This window comes from Pseudomonas sp. GW821-FHT12A04, assembly GCF_058807755.1.
In genome coordinates, this window is sequence record NZ_JBXAQZ010000018.1 from 81,459 (window position 1) to 100,852 (window position 19,394).

Below are 19,394 nucleotides of genomic sequence, written 5' to 3' on the forward strand. Positions count from 1 at the left end.
GCACCCGGCACCTTTAACAACCAATCTTTGCGCTTTTTTTAGGCTACATGCTTACCTAGTCTGGTCGTCCCCGGTACTGATCAAAGGACGATCAAACAATGCCCATTACCCCCTCGGCGATTCAAGGATCAGACCCGATCGCCATCGCCCCATTCGATAAAAGCATCCACTTCCATCAGGTCAGAAAGGCGATTCCGTCCTGGCTGTTGAACACCTCCCCATCTCGTGTCGATGCGCTGAAATCTGTCAGGCTGACGCTGCCCGACTGGCACAGGACCGCGTCGACAACCGCTCACCGCAAGTTGAAAAAAGCCAACCAGCTTAACTGGACCTCGCAGAACACCGTGGATCAGGCCCTGCGCGATCTGCTGGATATTTCAGCCTTTGCCAAACCCCTGCTGCAGCAAAAACTGAGGGACCGCTTCGGCGTCGAAGACGATGTCGAGGAAACCTGGCTGCGCCTGTATGCCCCGGTTAAGACGGCCTGGTGGGTCCATGACTTTTCCGCAGGAACCACCAGTCGCACCATCTCGCTGCTGGATGCCGCGCTGCACAACTTTTCCCAAGACGAGGCGTTCACCCAAGATTCCGAATTCATCACCCGCCCCGACGCACGTGGGCATTTCAACGTCAAACAGCTCAAGCACAAACTGAGCATCGAGCAGTTCAAGTCCGTGTGTCGCGAACTGGACATCGGCGCCCGCTATCAACAGCACCTGCAAGACACTTTAAAGCCGAGCGACAAGGCAGCGAGCAATGTCCTGCGCCAAAAAGTCGTTCTCAGCCAGAAAAGCGCACTGAATGTCGCCGCGCAAATGGCCCTGATGAAGCACGACATCGACCAGGATGCCTATGACGTGGTGCAAGGCATGCTCGAGGATCGTTCACGGCTGAAGTGGAACGGCAAACCCGTCGACTATTACAACCTGGCGATGATGGACACGCGCCTGAGCGGCATCATCCTGATCGCGGCGGATACAGCCAGTGCCAGCGGCCCGGTCCCGGTGATTGCCTATGTGCCCCAAGACCCGCAGCACCCGCTCAAGCAATACCCTTCGTCTCTGGAATTCATGGCGGAACTGACGCGCCAGTTGCGCGATGGCGCATCGGCTAAAAGCTATCAACAGTTCTTCAGCCAGTTCGTGCCCCATGAGCAACGCGGCCATTTTTTTGCCGGATTGAACGCGCGTCTGAGCACGGTGAAATGGCAGCCGGCTGCCGCAGGTACCAATTTGCCGAGCTGGCGCGAAACGCCTGTGGATAAACCCGATCTGCATTTCAGTGTGTCGAGCATCAAGACCGACCGCGCGACGACCTTCAACAATGACCTGTGGGGCTATCGCTACCGGCAGACCCTCAACAAGATTTTCAACGATGCCCGGGAGATCGCCATCTCCACCGAATACGCCGACCGCATGGCCCGCTGGGCCTGGTGGGACAACCTGGAAAAAATGCTCTCGGACATCCTCACGATCGCCTTGCTGGTGGCGACCCCATTTGTGCCTGTCTTGGGCCCACTGATGCTGGCGTACACGGCCTATCAATTGACCGATGGCGTGGTCGAAGGCCTTGTCGACCTGGCCGAGGGACGCTTGGCCGAGGCCGGCGAGCAGACCCTCGGCGTCCTGGAAAGCGTGGTCCAGTTGGGCGTATTCGCGGCGGCAGGCGCCGTCGGCAATGTTGCACAGGCGAAGCTTTCGCCGTTTTTCGAAGGCCTGAAACCGGTGCAACTGGCAAACGGTGAGACGCGATTGTGGAACCCTGATCTCAACCCTTATCAACGCACTGACGTGGAATTACCCGCGGATGCCCGGCCTGATGATCAGGGCATTAACCAGCACCAAGGCCGGCGCATAGTGCGCCTGAACGATCAACACTTCGAAGTGCTGGAAGACCCGGTGACCGGGCAACAACGCATCCGCCATCCGCAGCGTTTCGATGCCTATGCACCGACCCTACGCCACAATGGCCGTGGGGCCTGGGTCTGCGAAACCGAAAACCCGCGGGAATGGGAAGGTTCCACCCTGATGCGCCGCCTCGGCCACAGCACCGATGGTTTCAACGATGAACAACTGGAGCAGATTCGCCAGATCAGCGGCACCGATGAAGCCGAGCTGCGCCGGGTGCACGTTGAAAGCGCCCCGCCGCCACCGCTGCTGACCGATACCCTGCAACGCCTGGCTTCACCGCCAATCGCGCCCGCCGCGGTACCCGCTGAAATCGCGCCGCTGTTCAGCGATTTCCCCGAGCTGCCGGCGACCGTTGCGGAACAAATCCATACGCGTTCCAGCGCCGCGGAACGTCAACGGATTACCCAGGAAAACCGCCTGCCTTTGCGCATGAGGACCCAGGCCCGAGAGCTGCAATTCGAAACACAAACAGTACGAGCGGCCCAGGGTCTGTACCCGAGCGCATCAATCACTCCCGACACCGAGCGCCTGGTGCTGGGCACCTTGCGCTTTAACACCGATACCTTCGGCGACCTGCGTCTCGAGATTCGTCAGGGCACATTCGATGGCGAGTTGCGTTACAGCGTCGGCCCCGAAGACGCCACGCGGGTGCGGGTGTTGATTCGCGACGAGGTCGGACAGTATCAGGTGCGTGATGGCGAGGATCAGCCGATCCATGAAGCCGATGACTTTTTCGAAGCTGTCCTGCAGGCCACACAGGAGAACGGACAAAACAGCCTGGGCTACAAACCGGGTGACGGCGACAGGTTCCGCCAATGGGTCATGGTCAAATCGGCCCCGCCCAGCGAACGCCGGACCGTACTCGCCGACCCGCCCGTTCGCCCGGTGGCCGAGCATGAAACGATGTTGTTGGTGCGTGGAGGCTGGCTCAGCAGGGAAGGCCTGACACTGCACGAACGCATCCAGGATCTTTATCCACATTTCAGCGAGGCCGAGGTCGACAATTTCGCCACTGCCCTGACCAACCAGGGTGAGCCGCTGAGGCTTCTGGAGGAACAGGAAAACGATCTCAACCAGCTGCGCAATCTCATCGATTTGTGGAGGGCGGAGTCCGCCGGGCTGGATGCCGATAATCCGATGCCTTTGCGCGGTGTTCGACAACACATTGCCGAGCGTTTACTCGCCTGTTTCGAACGAAAGAATACCGAGCTCGGCAGCCGTACCGAACTCCATGGCTATGCGTTGGATCTGTCTCGGGAGCTGCTTCCGATAGATCTGGAGTCCGAATGGCCGAAACGACCGCAACTGAAAAGGTTTCTGGACAAGGTCACCATCCTGAAACTCGATAACACACTGTTTTCCACCAAGGCGAATGGCCTACTGAAAGATTTCCCCAACCTGCGCGAACTCAGCGCCAACCGATGCTACCTGACGCAACTGCCGGAAAACATCGGCGCCATGCATCGGCTCGAACGCCTGCGTTTGAGTGACAATCACATCGCGCTGGACGCCGCCGCCGTCGAGAAACTCAAACACCTGACCTACCTGGAAATTCTGCGTCTGGACAAAAATCCTCTGGGCAGGCCTGTCGATATCTCGCGCATGCCCCGGCTGAAGGTCGTCGGGCTGCGCAACACGGGCATTACCACCTGGCCCGAAGGTACGCTGAGCAAAACCAGGCCCCGCGGTTTTCTGCTGGATCTTCGGGATAACCCGATCAGCGTGATCCCCGAGGTGGTACCCGGCTCACCGCAGGCCTGGGTCGTGGCACGCACCCGGCTGGACGTCGGCAACCTGTCGGAAGCAAACCAGGTTCACTATCAGGCGGTTCGCCGCTCGGTGGCGCTGCCTCCGGAGCCCATCGTGCCCTACAACAGCCAGGCCGAGTGGGTGGTCAGCTCGGATTACAGCGCGAATCACTGGAGCGATGTTCCCAGCTGGGGCATGGACCGGACCAATCTCTGGTCGGAGCTGGCCGATGAGCCTCAGGCACAGGGCTTCCTGAAAGTTTTGCTTGATACCCGCCTGAGCCGCGACTTCCAGAACCCCGGCCCGGCCCGGGATCAACTGGTGCAACGTGTCTGGCGCATGCTCGATGCCGCATACGTCGATACGCCTCTGCGGGAGAAGCTGTTCACCATGGCCGTCGCGCCGGTGGATTGCGCCGACGCCGGTGCGCAGTTGTTCAATCACATGGGCATTGATGTGCTCGCCTATGAGGCCCACGCGTATTCCACCGACCCGGCGCAGCTGGAGCAGAAGCTGGTGACCCTGGCCAAAGGCGCGGCGCGGCTGGAACAGGTCAACGACATTGCCCGTGCCGATGTCGCCAGTCGTGGCGGCAACCCGGACGAAGTCGAGGTCTACCTGGCCTATCAGACCGGACTGGCAGAGCGCCTCGACCTGCCCTGGCAATCGAAGGGCATGTTGTTCCGGCCGGTGTCCGGCGTCACTGACGCGATGATCGATCAAGCCTATGACACGGTGCTGGCCCTGGGCGAAGGCGATGGTCTGGTCGATCGAATGCTCGAACAGGACTTTTGGCAAAACCATTTAAACGAGCGCTATGCGACCGACATGGAAGCCAATAAACGTCGCTATCAGGGCCTGTCGGATCAACTGGACACTTTGCGCACGACCCAGCGCGAATGGGCTGAATCGACGTCGGATACTCAGCGAGCTGCCCTGCGCAGCCGGCTCAGGGAACTGATGAACGATCTGCCGGCGCCGGACACGGTGGTCTTTGCCGATGAGCCATTGAGCGATGGAATTTTCGATCGCCTGCTGGTCGACCTCGGTGACGCCGAGAAAGAACTGTCGAGGCGCTTGACCCGTCAAGCCATGAAGCGCGCCGGCCAGTAAAAAGCATAAACATGAGTGTCAGGCGGCATTGATGCTGGATGTGCCTGCCTCATCGCGAGCAAGCTCGCTCCCACAGGGGATCGGTGGTCGCCACAAGATCTGTGTACGACACCCATCCACTGTGGGAGCTGGCCTGCCAGCGATGGCGGCAGCCCCGAGCCTCAGACCTCGGAATCCCAGATCACGGTGACCTTGCCCCTGTAGAAAGGACCGGCACCCGGTTCGAGCATGAATGCCATTTGACTCTGGGGCACTTCAAAGTGCAGAACACCCGGCGCCCTGTCGACGTAGAAACCCGGCTGGAAATACAACGCATTGGCGGCGCCCGATCGCATTCGCATGTGCCTGACGGGTTGCCCGCTCATGTCGGTCAGGCCATTGGGCAGGGTGACAAAGACCTGCAGCTCCACCCCACGCTTGGAGACACGGTCATCGAGCATGCAGTCGTAGGCAGTGCTCCACTCACACTCCATGTACATCTTGAAACGCGATGAGGCCGAGATGTTGAAGGTCTGGTCACGGAACAACCGCACCGGTTTGCGCCCCGCCTGCAACCAGCTCTGCCAGCCACCGGCCGGTACCAATTGGACTTTCTCACCACCGGGCGGAATGTCGACCTTGAGGGTGTGCTGAACGTCGAGGTTGAAGTTCATGGTTAACACCGGACTGCTCGGCAGCATGACATCGCCGAAATCGAAGTCGCCGCTGGGGCCGATCGTGTAGGTGAGCGAGCCTGTGTAATGGCCTGCCAACATGCCCAATGGATTGGGCGTGACCAGTTCATAGGAAAAATCCAGATGGTCGTAGCGCAACCACGGAATATTGAATTTCGCCTGTTTATCACACGCGGCCTCAACCGGTGTTTTCCAGAAAAAACCGTAGTAGTTGGTACCGTAGTAACCCACGCCACTGTAAAGACATGGCGGCGGGGAGTTCACCCAGCTCGATCCCCATAAGAGGTTGTGCGCAATCCGATAATCATCGGCGCCGCCCACCAACTGCATCACATCTTGTGTCACATGCCTGGAGCCCACACCCGTAATCCTCACCTTTACAGTCTCCACTTCCCCGGATTCGTGACGAACCGTCAGATCACGCCATTGCGCCGGCACCTTGAACGTTGCGCCCTGGCGCGGCGATGCATGGTTGGCCGGGATCGCTTGGCTGGAATCGAATCGAATCGGGACTTGCAGGCTGAACGTCTTGTTTTCCTCACATTGCCCCGGATATAGCTGACAGTAGCCACTGGGCGGAGTAGTGTTCTTGAATTGGTTGAGATGCGGATGAGCCGAATCAGGCTTGAACAACGCCGTGATTGATACGTCTTGTGCCAACGCCTGGGGCATCAGCCACCACACCATTAAAAGACTCCATAACCATAAAAGCCTCGTTGAAAACAAAACACCTGTGACATTCATCTGTATCCATCTCCGAAAAGCCGCCCTGCTCCCTGGGTGGCGATATCCACTCGACATTCAAACGCTGCAACACCCGTGTGCTCTCACACTTTTGGGCCCTGTCAAAAACAGATCAGGGTGCCGCGGCACTGAAAATCAATTGCACCGTTCCGTAGTAAGTGCCCGGTTTATAACCACCGGCCGGCTCTTTCGGCTGGACTTCCAAAGCAAAGCGCCCGCCTGCCATCGCCTGCGCCGCCGACACCACTTCGCGCGGCGTCGCCTCGTGGCTCAACTCCTGGCCATTGAAGGTGACCCGCAAGTAGATGTTCTGGTCCTCCCGCCCGTTGAACAGATAGGGCTCGGCGTCCAGTCGCGCTTCGATCGCACTGGTGTCGTGCTTGACGTCGAAATTCTTGCGTAACCCTTCGAGCTTCGACGTGTTGCGATTCCACGGCAGGGTCTGTTCCAGATGAATCCAGTTCGTCTCGGCCGGTAGCACGTAAAAGCCCAGGGTCGGAATATCCGCCCACACTTCGAACGTGCGCTCTTCCCGTGCCGCGAAAGCCTGGGCACACGCCATCACGCCCACACAGAGGGCGATGGCCGATTGCTTGATCATGTCAGTTACCTGTTGCGTAAAAGAAAGCGGTGAGTCAACCCGCCTTTGGCGGTGTTACTGGCTGGCAACGCGCAACGCTTTTTTTTCAGCGCCTTCGATCAGGTTGAAGCGGTATTCCCGACCGGGTTTCTTCTCGAACTCGAACGACTTGCCCGCCAGAACGTGATGCTTGGTGGTCGGCTCGCACTCGGTTTCATTCTTCAGCGAGCAATTGCGAAACTCATCGATCACCACCACGGTGTTGCCGTTGTTGCGCAGTCGATAAACATCGGCGCTGTCATCGATCACGCTGTCGAAACGGCTGTTCTTGGGACGGACAAAAAACACAGTGCCAAACCCGGTCATCACGTTGACCCCCGCCGACAGGTTCTCCTTGTAGGTTTCGCGCTCTTCACTGGACACCGCGAAGTCATCTTCCTTTTCCGGAACCACCGGCACAAAGCGCACGCGGAAATAACGTTCGGTGTCACGAGCGCCCAAGTGCAGCAAACGCGTACCCTGCATGCCATTGGCCGGCACGATCAGCCGTGCGGGGCTGGCCATTAAGCCATCCCGACCGCTGCCATCCGCTTGCGTTGCGACCGGTATTTCGCGATGTGTGCCATCGGCGTCGTAGATGATTTCCAGGATGTTGACCTTGACGAACGCGGTGCTGTCGCCGCTGTTGAATACGCGTTTGAGGTAAGTGCTCTTGTCGCCGTCCAGATAGTCGTACACCGTTCCGACGTTGATCTGCGGACCGGCCTGAACCGCCAGAGAAAACCCGCTCAAACCCAACAGCAACCACAGACGTTTCATACCTTTGAACCTCATGACATTGAACACAACACAGGCGCGGTCCATCGATAGACGGCCCATCAGATTTCCGAATCCCAGATCACGGTGACTTTGCCCTTGTAGTAAGGACCGGCACCCGGTTCGAGCATGAATGCCATTTGACTCTGGGGCACTTCAAAGTGCAGAACACCCGGCGCCCTGTCGACGTAGAAGCCCGGCTGGAAATTCAACGCATTGGCCGCGCCCGCTCGCAAACGCATGTGCCTGACGGGTTGCCCGCTCGTGTCGGTCAGGCCATTGGGCAGGGTGACAAAGACCTGCAGCTCCACCCCCCGCTTGGAGACGCGGTCATCGAGCATGCAGTCGTAGGCAGTGCTCCACTCACACTCCATGTGCATCTTGAAACGCGATGAGGCCGAGATGTTGAAGGTCTGGTCACGGAACAACCGCACGGGTTTTCGCCCCGCATGCAACCACCTCTGCCAGCCGCCAGCCGGGACCAGCTGAATTTTTTCACCGCCGGGGGGGATGTCGATTTTCAACACATGTTCAACGTCGAGAAGAAAATCAAGAACGATGACGTTGTCCTGAGGAATCATCACATCGCCCAAATCAAAATCCTGGCTTGGCCCAACTCGAAAAATATGCTGTCCGGTGTATTGCCCCGAAACCATGTCTTGGGGATTGGGAGTATCAAGCTCATAAGTAATGTCGAATGTTTCATATTTGAAGGGTTGTGGAATATCGAAAACAGCCTTCTTGGCGCAAATCTCGGCGCTAACCGGGTGCCGCCAGAAACTATTGAAACCAATGTCATTACCCGCACCCATTAAACCGGTGCACGGTGGACCGGCATAACTCCAGGTACCGCCCTCAAACAGATAGTTATGGCCTAACCCGCCGGTCAGTTCGGGTGCCGGCAGAGGTAATTTGTAGGCCACGCCCATGCCGGCCACCCGGAACCTGACGGTTTGAGGGGGCGCCGTTGGGTGGCTGACGGTCACGTCTTGCCATTGCGAAGGAATGTTAAACATCGCCCCCAAACGCTTGTTGGTATGACCGCCCACAATGGTTGCATTCGAGTAAGAGAGAATAGGCAGGCGTAAGCTGAACAGGTTTTCAGCGTGGCATTGAGGTGGGTTATCCAAGCAAAAACCACTTAACGGCGTTCTATTTTCGAACTTATTGAATTGAGGGTTAGATGCATCAGGGTAAAACACTGCCCTGATTTGTTGGGTGACCGCTGCGGCTGAAGCAGGGAACAGCGCCACGACTACTCCAACAACAGCGGCTGCATATATGGCTGACCTTTTAACTTGTGAAATATCTAACATTTGACATGACCTCAAAAATCCCTTGAACCGGATATCCGTCATCCCGCCGTCTCAGCCGTGCGATTGGCGTCCGCCAAGGTGTCCGGCGAACAGCGCAAATCACCGATCATCAGCACGTTGTTTTCATTGCGGTGTTTGTCGGTATCGAGACGGAACTGGCAGAGCAACTGGTCGGCATATCGCACTTGCAGGGTCGGTGAACCCGCGTTCATTTCCATCGAGAAGAAACCGTCGACCTCGCTGACCCCACGGCTGGCGTGGTTGATCACGTGGTGGCCCTTGAGCGGCCGCCCCTGCGGATCGATCAGGCGCCCGAGCACGGTCAGGGTTTTCATCACCCGCACCTTGCGGTACTCCACACCGCCCTTGTTCAGGTGATAGCGAGTGCGCGCCGGTTCGATGCTGGCCGCCGGCACGTGATTGCCTTCGAAGTCGAAGCTCACCGAACTGTTTTTGTAGGCCGTGAGCGGAATGAAATTGCGCCCCGGCCGCAGCGCCGCGCTGCCACCACTGAGGTCGTCGGCGCGCAAGGCGATACCGTCGATGTCGGACTCGACGTCGACAATCATCCCGGCGCCGCGCCCTTGATGCTGGCTGGTCAATGCCATGCGTTGCGCGCCGACCACCAGCGTGCTGTCGAGGTTCACGCCACCGGTGAAGTTGTCGTTGAACGAAGAGCGTTGAATGAAACCGTCGCCATTGATGGCGTCGGTGCGAAAGTTCGCCAGGCTCGACAAACCGACGCCATAAGTGTCGGTCAGCGCCGTCACCGAGACGCTCTGCAACACGTGGTCTTGCAGGTCTTTGCGGTAACCGAGCGAGGCGTTGTTGTCGCGACCGCCCTCACGGGCGGTGCGGCTGCCGATGCTGCCGGAAATCTGCTGGCCCGGACCGCCGAGCGCCATGTTGATGCTCAGGTCGACACCGCGATTGCGCGCATCGCCACTGCTGTAACTGCCTGGGCGGTCGAACAGCGACAGGCGCCAGTTGGCATCGCTGCCAAACAACTGGGTTCGTTGGGTCCAGCCGAGGTCGACGCCGACGCCCTCGACATTGCCCTCACTGTGGGACACCCGCGCGTTGAGCGAACTCTTGCGACTGATGCGGTGGTTCAGCGCCAGCGACGAGTTGCTGGTCTGGCCGGTGAACACATTGCGTTGGCGTACGCGGGTGCCGTCGGGCAGGATGTCATAAGTGTTGGTGGTGTCGAGCCAGCTACGGTTGTGGCTGATCACCAGACTGCCAGAGCCGTAGTTGTACAGGCCTTGCAGATCGGCGCCGGTGCCGTGGTCTTCGGTCTGGTAAAGATTGGCGTAGACGCTGGTGCTGTTGCCCAGGGTCCAGTCAATGGAGCTGCCGTACTGGAGTTTTTCGCGCACCTGGCGTGCCGACAGTCCGAGAATCACCCGTGGGTGCAGCAGGTAATTGATCGAGGCGCCCGCCGTGGCATCGCCACTGCTCTGTTGATCCCAGTTGCTCAGCAGTTTGCTTTCCTGCCCGGCGAACAGGTTGTAGCGCCAGCGCTCATCGTGGTTGCGCCAGTTGTTCGGCTTATAGATCAGCTCCTGGGTGGTCGAGGTGATTTGACCATCTTCGATCAACCGCACTTCCACCTCGTAAATACCGCCCGGCAATGGCCGTGTGTCGAGGGTCTGCAACCCTGCTGGCACTGACTGTGTGTTGATCAGCAGGCCATCGCGATAGATTTCCACGGAACCCTGACGGTTGGCCGTGACATAAACCGGGTAGACGCTGGGTTTCGGGCTGTCGATGGCCAGGCTGTCGGAACTGCCGTACATCACGCCGACGGCGGTGTCGGGGCTGGTGCCGAACGAACGGGGCTGGCGAGTCAAGCCTTCGGAGTTGGGCGTGAAGTACCCCAGCCGGAAAAAACTGCCCTCCAGTTCGCGCTGGGTGAAGAGCTCATGCACGGCGTGATAGGTCTTGTCGTCCGGTCCACCCAGACGCGCCAGTTGCATGTTGAAGGTCTGGCTCCAGTTGCCCAGGCTGCCGCTGGCTTCCAGACCGAAACGACCGCCCAGGTCTTGATCCTGGCCGCCGTTGAGATTGAGTTGATTGCGCACCATCAGGCCGCTGCTGCCGCCTTCAGGCTGATCGTAGAAACGCTTGGCTTCGCTGTCGCGTTCGGCATTTTCGGTGACGATCGACAGCAATGAATTTTCCAGGTTGTAGTGCACCGCCAGCATCTGCTCCGGGCATTGACCGCTGCAGGCGCCCAGCGCCACGCCGGGTTTGAGGATATCCGCCCAAGTCTCGCGTTCGCTGGCGCCGAAGCGGCTTTCACTGGTGTCGGTGAAATCGAGCAACGTCACCCGGTCATCGCGGGACAATACAATCATCGCCTCGCCCAACGGTTGCTGATCGAGTTCGACCCGGACCGCCAACGGAACGTCGAAAAAATGCTCCTCGAACTCTGCCGGCAAGCCTTTGGCCTGGGCCAGCAAACTTCGCGGCGTATTATCAACGGAAGCGGGCGCCGCAAATGCGCTGCTACATAACAGCAACGCAAGCGCTGCCGCGATGGGCGTCATCGGGAACATGAACGAATACTCTAATATCAAAGAAGTTGAAACCCGACCGGCAACTTTTAATATTGCCGGTCGGTCACGTTACTTATACAAGTAAGCGCTTATGACTCTTGATCAAGTTCAAAGAGCAACCGGAGGAACAGCGTCGAACATCATGGTGACGGCACCGGTGTAATCACCTGGTGCAAAGGTGGTGCCTTGTGCCTTGATGTTGAGTGGGGCACGGTAATTGACATTCGATTCGGTCTCGCCAACCACCATTTGCGGAGTCGTGGTGAGCACTACATTGTTGAGTGCCACTTGCAGGCCAATTTTGGATGCACCACTGATCAGCTCCGGCACGCTTTCAAGGCTGGCATGCACCGAGCCGTTGTTGTTGCGTACGTCGAAGAAACCGTTGACCTCATCCATGGTGCCCTTGCTTGGAATGTAATCCATTCTCTGATCCTTGTTGACCAGATCCGGATCGACCGGTACCACGTAGAAACCGTTGGTCGGTACATGCGCGACAAGGTTGATGGAGTGACGGGCTTCACCCGCGGCAAATACGGCGGAAGAACTCAGAGCCAGAACAGCCAGAGGAGCAGCAAACGCGATTTTCTTGAACATCTTTCAGTACCTGTCTTTTAAAAGGATAAGCGCAGAAAGTTCAAGTTGAGCAAAACCGTCACGAGCAGCTATTTGCTCAGCTGAACTTTCAACGCCGAAAGATGATCGATCAATTTATCTGGAAAGTAAGCAGGAACGTTCCTGCAAGTGCGTAGCCAAAGTGCTATCACCCGAGAAAGAAAAAACCTGAAATAACTTAAAAACCAATGTCTGACTGTAAGAGAAATACTACAAACCGCACACTAACGGCAATGACAAGCAGAAACTAACGAAGTTACTTCTGTAAGACCAATACCACAAACCCCGCATTTAACAGGCCAAAACCCAACATTAGAGAGTTAACACTAATTTCAGGTTTTTCACCCGCACTGATTACCACTATTTTTGCGGTTTTGGCGGGGTCATCGGCTCGACGCTCGGAACGGCCACCGGTCAGGGGGGCTTGCTTTCTCGTTAAGATATATCTTAAGTTGTATCTAAACACGACGAGAGAAAGCAGAAATGAGAGACCATCATTCCCCCCACCGTGAACACGGCGACGGCCGCGACGGCTTCGAGAAACGCCCCGGACGTGAGCGCGGTGGTCGCGGCCCCCGGGTCTTTGCCCCCGGTGACCTGAAATTGCTGTTGCTGGCACTGATCGCCGAACAGCCTTGCCACGGCTACGACCTGATCCGCCAGATTGAAGGCATGTTCGACGGCGCCTACAGCCCCAGCCCCGGTGTGATCTACCCGACCCTGACCTTTCTGGAAGAGAGCGAAATGATCCAGGGCGACGCCGAAGGCGGAAAAAAACGCTACAGCGTGACCGACGCCGGACGTCTGTCCTTGAAAGAGCAAGCCATCGCCCTTGAAGGTGTGCGGGTGCGCATCGATGTCAGCAAACGCTCGCTGCGCGGCCATGATCGCCCGCCCGAAATTCACGAAGCCGTGCATAACCTGCGCCACGCGCTGCAACTGCACCACGGCCGCTGGAGCAAGGAAGAAATCCACCGCGTCGCTGTCCTGCTCAACGACACCGCCAAAGCCATCGTCGACGGCCCCGCCGTTCAACCCGTTCAGGAGAACGCCGAATGACTGAAGTCATCGCCTCAACCATTCACCGTGTCATGCACGAAATCAAACGCCGTCGCCTGGAAGTGTTGCGCGTGGTCGACCTGACTCCGCGCATGCGCCGGATTACCTTGGGTGGCCCTGAATTGGCAGGCTTTGTCAGCCTCGGCACGGACGATCACGTCAAACTGTTGTTCCCGCAAAATGCCGAACAGGCCGCGGCGCTGGAAACCCTGGTGCTGGGCGCCGGCAAGGACAATGGTCCGCTGCCTGAGATGCGCGACTACACCCCGCGTCGCTACGATCTGGACGCCCTGGAACTGGACATCGACTTCGTACTGCACGGCGACGGCCCTGCCTCGACCTGGGCCGAACAGGCCAAACCGGGGCAGTTCCTGCACATCGGCGGGCCACGGGGTTCGATGATCGTGCCTGACATGTTCGACAGCTATCTGCTGATCGGCGACGAAACCGCCCTACCCGCCATTGCCCGACGCCTCGAAGGCTTGGCAGCCAATCGACGCGCATTGGTGATTGTCGAAGTGGAAAACGGCAAGGAGCAGCAAGTGCTGGAGAGCGCTGCCGAGGTCAATGTGATCTGGGTGCTGCGCGAAGGCGGCAAAGATCATTTGTTGAGCACGGTGCGCCAGATCCAGGTGCCAGCCGGCAGCCTGTACGCATGGGTGGCGACCGAGAGCAAAGTGTCGCGGCAGATTCGTCGGGTGCTGCTGGATGAGCACGGGCTGGACGAGCAGTTCGTCAAGGCGGTGGGTTACTGGAAACTGGGGGACAGTGTCGAGGAGTGATCTGCTCGCTCAATCGCTGGTTAAAGACTTTGTGGCGAGGGGGCTTGCCCCCGTTCGGCTGCGAAGCAGTCGTAAAATCTGCTGATGCGGTGTTTCAGATAAATACTCATTGCAGCTTTTAGCACTGCTTCGCAGCGCAACGGGGGCAAGCCCCCTCGCCACAATCAGCGTTCACTTCCGGGCGGTACGCCACCGATCCAGCCCAATCACCAGCAAGGCAATCACCACAAACCCCACCAACAATCCCCCGGCATTGATAAACACCTGTGGATAACCCAGCTTCTCGACATCAATGAACGGGTAGGGATAAACCGCCAGCAAATGCCCGCGCAGCAGCGAATAGGCGAAGTAGACCAGCGGATAGATCACCCATAACCCGATGTGTCCCACCCGCAGCCTGCCCTTGGGCACGCAACTCCACCAATACACCAGAAACAGCAGCGGCATGACGTCGTGCAACAGTTCGTCGGCCAGCCATTGCCAGCCCTCGGGATGCCACAAGTGGCGCAGCAGCAGGTTGTAAGCGAGGCTCACCACGGCGATGCTCACGGCAATGCCACTACTGACCCACGACTGCAAGAACCAGCGACGCGCCGCCGACTCGCGGGAGGTCACTGCACAGGTCAGCACGGTCGCCACCAGGGTGTTGCTCAGCACGGTGAAATAGCTGAAAAAACTCACCAGCCCGCCGATCAGGCTGGCGCCCAGCGTCCAGCGCGAATGGAAAATCAGGTACATCTGGATGCTCAACCCCGCCCAGCCGAGCATGGCAGCCACGACCGCAAAACGACGGCGTAACACAGACGGGTTGACCATGTTCAAAGCGGTCGTTTGGTGCGCATCAACTTCACATACAGGCGTTCGACCTTCTCCCGCGCCCACGGGGTTTTGCGCAGGAATGTTAGGCTCGACTTGATGCTCGGGTCGCTCTTGAAGCAGCGGATATCGATGCGCTCGGCCAGCCCCGACCACTCGTAGTGGTCAACCAGCGCGTTGAGGATCTGTTCCAGCGTCACGCCATGCAGCGGATCAGTGTTGTGTTCGGTCATGCCGGGCCTTCAGCGATGTTGGAATGGGAAAGCCGCGCACCTTAGCCGAGGGCTTCTTCGGGTGGAAGCGGTCTGTTAAATGTAGGTGATCTTGGAATCCTGGAATCCTGTAGGAGCGAGCTTGCTCGCGAAAAACGCAACGACGCCGCTGGGTATCCGGTTTGACGCGTTATCGTTCACGACCATCGCGAGCGAGCTCGCTCCTACAGGAGAACACTGTTACCAAAATTGAAAGGATGCATGTCAGCAAAAGCCCTTTCTCTATTTGTAACGGAACATTATCCTTGCGCACGCTTTAGCTGAAACGCTTCTGCCAGTCACTTCTTCCGCTCATCCCCCAGAAAAAGATCAAGAATTTCTTCCCTATGCCTGATTTGCGATTTTCGAAAGACAGCGCTGTCTTTAAGACTGTCTCTTGCCACAACGCCCTCAAACTGATCGGCGGTTTCACCGCGTTCGGCCTCGCCACCTGTGTCCAGGCCGCTCCGGCATTCGATAGCGACTCACCGTGGATGCTCGGCGACTGGAACGGCACACGTACGGAGCTGGCGGAAAAAGGCTATGACTTCAAACTGGATTACACCGGCGAAATGGGCAGCAACCTTCACGGCGGCTACGACCACGACCGCACCGCGCGCTACAGCGACCAGTTCGGCCTGGGCACCCACCTGGACTTGCAGAAGATCCTCGGCTGGGACGATGCCGAGTTCCAGCTGACCATCACCGAACGCAGCGGCAACAACATCAGCAACGACCGCATCAATGACCCGCGTGTCGGCGGCTTCACCTCGGCCCAGGAAGTCTGGGGCCGCGGCCAGACCTGGCGCCTGACGCAGATGTGGTATCAGCAGAAGTTCTTCGATGAAAAGCTCGACATCAAGGTCGGCCGCTTCGGCGAAGGCGAAGACTTCAACAGCTTCCCCTGCGACTTCCAGAACCTGGCGTTCTGCGGCTCCCAGGTCGGCAACTGGGCCGGTGACATCTGGTACAACTGGCCGGTCAGCCAGTGGGCGCTGCGGGTCAAATATCACCTGACGCCAGAGTTGTACGCGCAGATCGGCGCGTATGAGCAGAACCCGTCGAACCTTGACCGCGACAACGGTTTCAAGCTCAGCGGCAGCGGCACCCAGGGCGCAGTCCTGCCGGTAGAGCTGGTGTGGACGCCGAAACTCAACGGCCTGCCGGGTGAATACCGCGCCGGTTACTACTACAGCAGCGCTAACGCCACCGACGTCTACAAGGACAGCAATGGCCAGCCTGCCGCCCTGAGTGGCGAAGCCTATCGCAGCGCGTCGAGCAAACACGGCGCGTGGCTGGGCCTTCAGCAGCAAGTCACCAGCCTCGCCAGCGACCACTCTCGCGGCTTGAGCCTGTTCGCCAACGGCACGATGCACGACAAAAAAACCAACGCCATCGACAACTACGTCCAGGCCGGCCTCGTCTACAAAGGCCTGCTCGATGCGCGCGCCAGGGACGACATCGGCTTTGCCATGGCCCGCGTCCACGTCAACCCGGCCTATCGCAAGAATGCCGAGGCGACCAACCAGGCCAATGTTGTTTTCGACTACGACAATCCGTCCTACCTGCCGCCCCAGGACACCGAATACAGCGCCGAACTCTATTACGGCGTGCACGTGACCAACTGGCTGACCGTGCGCCCGAACCTGCAATACATCCGCCATCCCGGTGGCGTGGACGAGGTCGATGACGCGCTGATCGGCGGGATCAAGGTCCAGTCGTCGTTCTAAAAAACACCACAACCCCCCTGTAGGAGCGAGCTTGCTCGCGATGGACGTGAACGATAACGCTTGGAGCCTGACACCCCGCGGTGTTCTCAGGCTTCTCGCGAGCAAGCCAGCTCCCACAGGGTATGCGTCAACCAAACCCGTTTTATATGAACCCTGCCCGCACAAGATCGTCATCTACAGTGAACTTGCGCGGGACTACTTGAAACGTCACGGAGAATCACACTATGAGCACTGATGGTGCCTTGAGCCGAAGCCGTCTATTGCCGACCCTGCTCGGCATATTGCTTCTGCTGATGGGCCTGGCCATGCTGGCCGGGGGGATCAAGCTGAGCATGCTTGGCGGCTCACTGTATTACCTGCTGGCCGGTATCGGCATCGCGCTGAGCGGCGTCCTGCTGATCGCCGCCCGCCGCGCGGCGCTGGGCCTGTACGCACTGGTGCTGTTCGCCAGCACTGTTTGGGCGCTGTGGGAAGTTGGCCTCGACTGGTGGCAACTGGTGCCGCGCCTGGCGCTGTGGTTCGCCCTCGGTGTGGTGATGCTGCTGCCGTGGTTCCGTCGTCCATTGCTGATCAACGGCCCTGCCCCTATGGGTACTGGCGCCTTGAGCGTGGCCGTGGTCCTGGCCGGCGCCACCGCCGTGGCCAGCCAGTTCACCCATCCGGGCGAAACCTTCGGCGAACTGGGTCGCGACAACGCGGACATGACCAGCACCGCGCCGCAGATGCCCGAAGGCGACTGGCAGGCCTATGGCCGCAGCGAATTCGGTGACCGCTACTCGCCGCTCAAGCAGATCACCCCGGCCAACGTCGGCAAGCTGCAAGAAGCCTGGCGTATCCAGACCGGCGATCTGCCAACCGCTGATGACCCGGTGGAACTGACCAACGAAAACACCCCGCTCAAGGCCAACGGCATGCTCTATGCCTGCACCGCCCATAGCAAGGTGCTGGCGCTGGACCCGGACACCGGCAAGGAACTGTGGCGTTTCGACCCGCAGATCAAGAGCCCGGTGGGCTTCAAGGGCTTCGCCCACATGACCTGCCGTGGCGTGTCGTACTACGACGAAGCGGCCTACGCCAAGTCTGAAAGCGCTGCCTCCGCAGTGATTTCCGAGACTGGCAAAGCCGTTGCCCAGGCTTGCCCGCGTCGTCTGTACCTGCCAACCGCCGATGCACGCCTGATCGCACTCAACGCCGACACCGGCAAGATCTGCGAAGGCTTCGGTAAAAACGGTGTGGTTGACCTGACTCAAGGCATCGGCCCGTTCACCGCCGGCGGCTACTACTCCACCTCGCCAGCAGCGATCACTCGTGATCTGGTGATCATGGGCGGCCACGTCACCGACAACGAGTCGACCAACGAGCCATCCGGCGTGATCCGTGCCTTTGACGTACACGACGGTCATCTGGTGTGGAACTGGGACAGCAACAATCCCGACGCGACCGAACCGCTGCCAGAGGGCGAACACTACAGCCGCAACTCGGCCAACATGTGGTCGCTGGCCAGCGTCGACGAAAAACTCGGCATGGTCTACCTGCCACTGGGCAACCAGACCCCTGACCAGTGGGGTGCAGACCGCACTCCAGGCGCCGAGAAATTCAGCGCCGGCCTGGTCGCGCTGGATCTGGCCAGCGGCAAGGTGCGCTGGAACTACCAGTTCACTCACCACGACCTGTGGGACATGGACGTCGGCAGCCAGCCAACCCTGCTGGACATGAAAACCGCCGACGGCGTGAAACCTGCGCTGATCGCCCCGACCAAACAGGGCAGCCTGTACGTCCTCGACCGTCGTGACGGCACGCCGATCATCCCGATCAAGGAGATTCCGGCTCCGCAAGGTGCCGTAAAAGGTGACCGCACCGCGCCGACCCAGGCTCGTTCGGACCTGAACCTGCTGGCCCCGGAACTGACCGAAAAAGCCATGTGGGGCGCCAGCCCGTTCGATCAGATGCTGTGCCGCATCCAGTTCAAGGAACTGCGTTACGAAGGCCAGTACACCCCGCCGTCGGAACAGGGCAGCCTGATCTATCCGGGTAACGTCGGCGTCTTCAACTGGGGCGGTGTTTCGGTCGACCCGGTTCGCCAGATGCTGTTCACCAGTCCGAACTACATGGCCTTCGTCTCGAAGATGGTGCCTCGTGCCGAAGTCGCAGCCGACAGCAAGCGCGAGAGCGAAACCGCGGGTGTGCAACCGAACACGGGCGCACCTTACGCGGTGATCATGCACCCGTTCATGTCGCCGTTAGGCGTACCGTGCCAGGCTCCGGCCTGGGGCTACGTGGCCGGCATCGACCTGACCACGAGCAAAGTCGTGTGGAAACGCAAGAACGGCACCAGCCGCGACAGCTCGCCATTGCCTATCGGCCTGCCACTCGGCGTGCCAAGCATGGGCGGCTCGATGGTCACCGCCGGCGGCGTCGGCTTCCTCAGCGGTACGCTGGACCAGTACTTGCGCGCCTATGACGTCAACACCGGCAACGAGCTGTGGAAATCGCGCCTGCCGGCTGGCGGTCAGGCTACACCGATGACCTACACCGGCAAGGACGGCAAGCAGTACGTGCTGTTGGTCGTCGGTGGTCACGGCTCACTGGGCACCAAAATGGGTGACTATGTGATTGCTTACAAACTGTCCGAGTAAGTTTTAGCGGCAGTCAAAACAAAGGCGACGTCCGTGAGGACG

General features: G+C 59.1%; 13 protein-coding genes. 5 read left to right on the forward strand and 8 right to left on the reverse strand.

The annotated features are described in order from the left end of the window. The first annotated feature begins 98 nt into the window (after window positions 1-98). On the forward strand, window positions 99-4,772 hold the full coding sequence (locus AC1RS8_RS25405; RefSeq protein WP_489339810.1) for an NEL-type E3 ubiquitin ligase domain-containing protein: 4,674 nt from the start codon (window positions 99-101) through the stop codon (window positions 4,770-4,772). Between the two features lie 161 nt (window positions 4,773-4,933). Here AC1RS8_RS25405 and AC1RS8_RS25410 read toward each other — a convergent pair whose 3' ends face one another. The 6 genes from AC1RS8_RS25410 to AC1RS8_RS25435 all read right to left on the reverse strand — a co-directional run bounded on the left by AC1RS8_RS25410 (window position 4,934) and on the right by AC1RS8_RS25435 (window position 12,060). After that, a complete protein-coding gene (locus AC1RS8_RS25410; protein WP_090453285.1) occupies window positions 4,934-6,190 on the reverse strand; it encodes a hypothetical protein in 1,257 nt (418 codons plus the stop codon). Window positions 6,191-6,302: 112 nt separating this feature from the next. Further along, a complete protein-coding gene (locus tag AC1RS8_RS25415; RefSeq protein WP_489339809.1) occupies window positions 6,303-6,791 on the reverse strand; it encodes a CS1 type fimbrial major subunit in 489 nt (162 codons plus the stop codon). Window positions 6,792-6,845: 54 nt separating this feature from the next. Beyond that, window positions 6,846-7,589: a molecular chaperone gene (locus tag AC1RS8_RS25420; RefSeq protein WP_489339808.1), complete on the reverse strand. Its 744-nt coding sequence runs from the start codon at window positions 7,587-7,589 to the stop codon at window positions 6,846-6,848. A 59-nt stretch (window positions 7,590-7,648) separates the two neighbouring features. Beyond that, window positions 7,649-8,839 (reverse strand): hypothetical protein, encoded by a 1,191-nt coding sequence (locus tag AC1RS8_RS25425; protein WP_241781145.1) that lies wholly within the window; start codon window positions 8,837-8,839, stop codon window positions 7,649-7,651. 101 nt (window positions 8,840-8,940) lie between these two features. After that, window positions 8,941-11,463, reverse strand: a complete 2,523-nt coding sequence (locus AC1RS8_RS25430; RefSeq protein ID WP_489339807.1) for a CS1-pili formation C-terminal domain-containing protein — start codon at window positions 11,461-11,463, stop codon at window positions 8,941-8,943. A 108-nt stretch (window positions 11,464-11,571) separates the two neighbouring features. Beyond that, entirely contained in the window at window positions 11,572-12,060 is a 489-nt protein-coding gene (locus tag AC1RS8_RS25435; RefSeq protein WP_057716250.1) for a CS1 type fimbrial major subunit, read from the reverse strand. 501 nt (window positions 12,061-12,561) lie between these two features. Here AC1RS8_RS25435 and AC1RS8_RS25440 point away from each other — a divergent pair. Together AC1RS8_RS25440 and AC1RS8_RS25445 are read left to right on the forward strand one after the other, a co-directional pair. Beyond that, window positions 12,562-13,137: a PadR family transcriptional regulator gene (locus tag AC1RS8_RS25440; protein WP_223503267.1), complete on the forward strand. Its 576-nt coding sequence runs from the start codon at window positions 12,562-12,564 to the stop codon at window positions 13,135-13,137. Further along, window positions 13,134-13,919, forward strand: coding sequence for a siderophore-interacting protein (locus AC1RS8_RS25445; protein ID WP_489339806.1), 786 nt, complete (start codon window positions 13,134-13,136; stop codon window positions 13,917-13,919). The genes AC1RS8_RS25440 and AC1RS8_RS25445 overlap by 4 nt, the downstream gene beginning before the upstream one ends. Before the next feature lie 171 nt (window positions 13,920-14,090). Here the strand turns inward: AC1RS8_RS25445 and AC1RS8_RS25450 are convergent, their stop codons facing one another. Next, window positions 14,091-14,735, reverse strand: a complete 645-nt coding sequence (locus tag AC1RS8_RS25450) for a Pr6Pr family membrane protein (RefSeq protein ID WP_340315392.1) — start codon at window positions 14,733-14,735, stop codon at window positions 14,091-14,093. A 2-nt stretch (window positions 14,736-14,737) separates the two neighbouring features. Next, window positions 14,738-14,968: a VF530 family protein gene (locus tag AC1RS8_RS25455; RefSeq protein WP_090453280.1), complete on the reverse strand. Its 231-nt coding sequence runs from the start codon at window positions 14,966-14,968 to the stop codon at window positions 14,738-14,740. 365 nt (window positions 14,969-15,333) lie between these two features. Between AC1RS8_RS25455 and AC1RS8_RS25460 the strand changes: the two genes are divergently transcribed. Further along, complete coding sequence (locus AC1RS8_RS25460) at window positions 15,334-16,716, forward strand: carbohydrate porin (RefSeq protein ID WP_218495003.1); 1,383 nt, start codon at window positions 15,334-15,336, stop codon at window positions 16,714-16,716. Window positions 16,717-16,940: 224 nt separating this feature from the next. Continuing rightward, window positions 16,941-19,352: a glucose/quinate/shikimate family membrane-bound PQQ-dependent dehydrogenase gene (locus AC1RS8_RS25465; protein WP_489339805.1), complete on the forward strand. Its 2,412-nt coding sequence runs from the start codon at window positions 16,941-16,943 to the stop codon at window positions 19,350-19,352. The last annotated feature ends 42 nt before the right edge of the window (window positions 19,353-19,394 follow it).

What these genes read in the sequence shown, in the direction of transcription:
- AC1RS8_RS25440 (WP_223503267.1), top strand. Translation starts at nt 12,562, where the DNA reads ATGAGAGACCATCATTCCCCCCACCGTGAACACGGCGACGGCCGCGAC.
- AC1RS8_RS25450 (WP_340315392.1), bottom strand. Translation starts at nt 14,735, where the DNA reads ATGGTCAACCCGTCTGTGTTACGCCGTCGTTTTGCGGTCGTGGCTGCC.
- AC1RS8_RS25455 (WP_090453280.1), bottom strand. Translation starts at nt 14,968, where the DNA reads ATGACCGAACACAACACTGATCCGCTGCATGGCGTGACGCTGGAACAG.
- AC1RS8_RS25410 (WP_090453285.1), bottom strand. Translation starts at nt 6,190, where the DNA reads ATGAATGTCACAGGTGTTTTGTTTTCAACGAGGCTTTTATGGTTATGG.
- AC1RS8_RS25465 (WP_489339805.1), top strand. Translation starts at nt 16,941, where the DNA reads ATGAGCACTGATGGTGCCTTGAGCCGAAGCCGTCTATTGCCGACCCTG.
- AC1RS8_RS25435 (WP_057716250.1), bottom strand. Translation starts at nt 12,060, where the DNA reads ATGTTCAAGAAAATCGCGTTTGCTGCTCCTCTGGCTGTTCTGGCTCTG.
- AC1RS8_RS25460 (WP_218495003.1), top strand. Translation starts at nt 15,334, where the DNA reads ATGCCTGATTTGCGATTTTCGAAAGACAGCGCTGTCTTTAAGACTGTC.
- AC1RS8_RS25445 (WP_489339806.1), top strand. Translation starts at nt 13,134, where the DNA reads ATGACTGAAGTCATCGCCTCAACCATTCACCGTGTCATGCACGAAATC.
- AC1RS8_RS25415 (WP_489339809.1), bottom strand. Translation starts at nt 6,791, where the DNA reads ATGATCAAGCAATCGGCCATCGCCCTCTGTGTGGGCGTGATGGCGTGT.
- AC1RS8_RS25405 (WP_489339810.1), top strand. Translation starts at nt 99, where the DNA reads ATGCCCATTACCCCCTCGGCGATTCAAGGATCAGACCCGATCGCCATC.
- AC1RS8_RS25430 (WP_489339807.1), bottom strand. Translation starts at nt 11,463, where the DNA reads ATGTTCCCGATGACGCCCATCGCGGCAGCGCTTGCGTTGCTGTTATGT.
- AC1RS8_RS25420 (WP_489339808.1), bottom strand. Translation starts at nt 7,589, where the DNA reads ATGAAACGTCTGTGGTTGCTGTTGGGTTTGAGCGGGTTTTCTCTGGCG.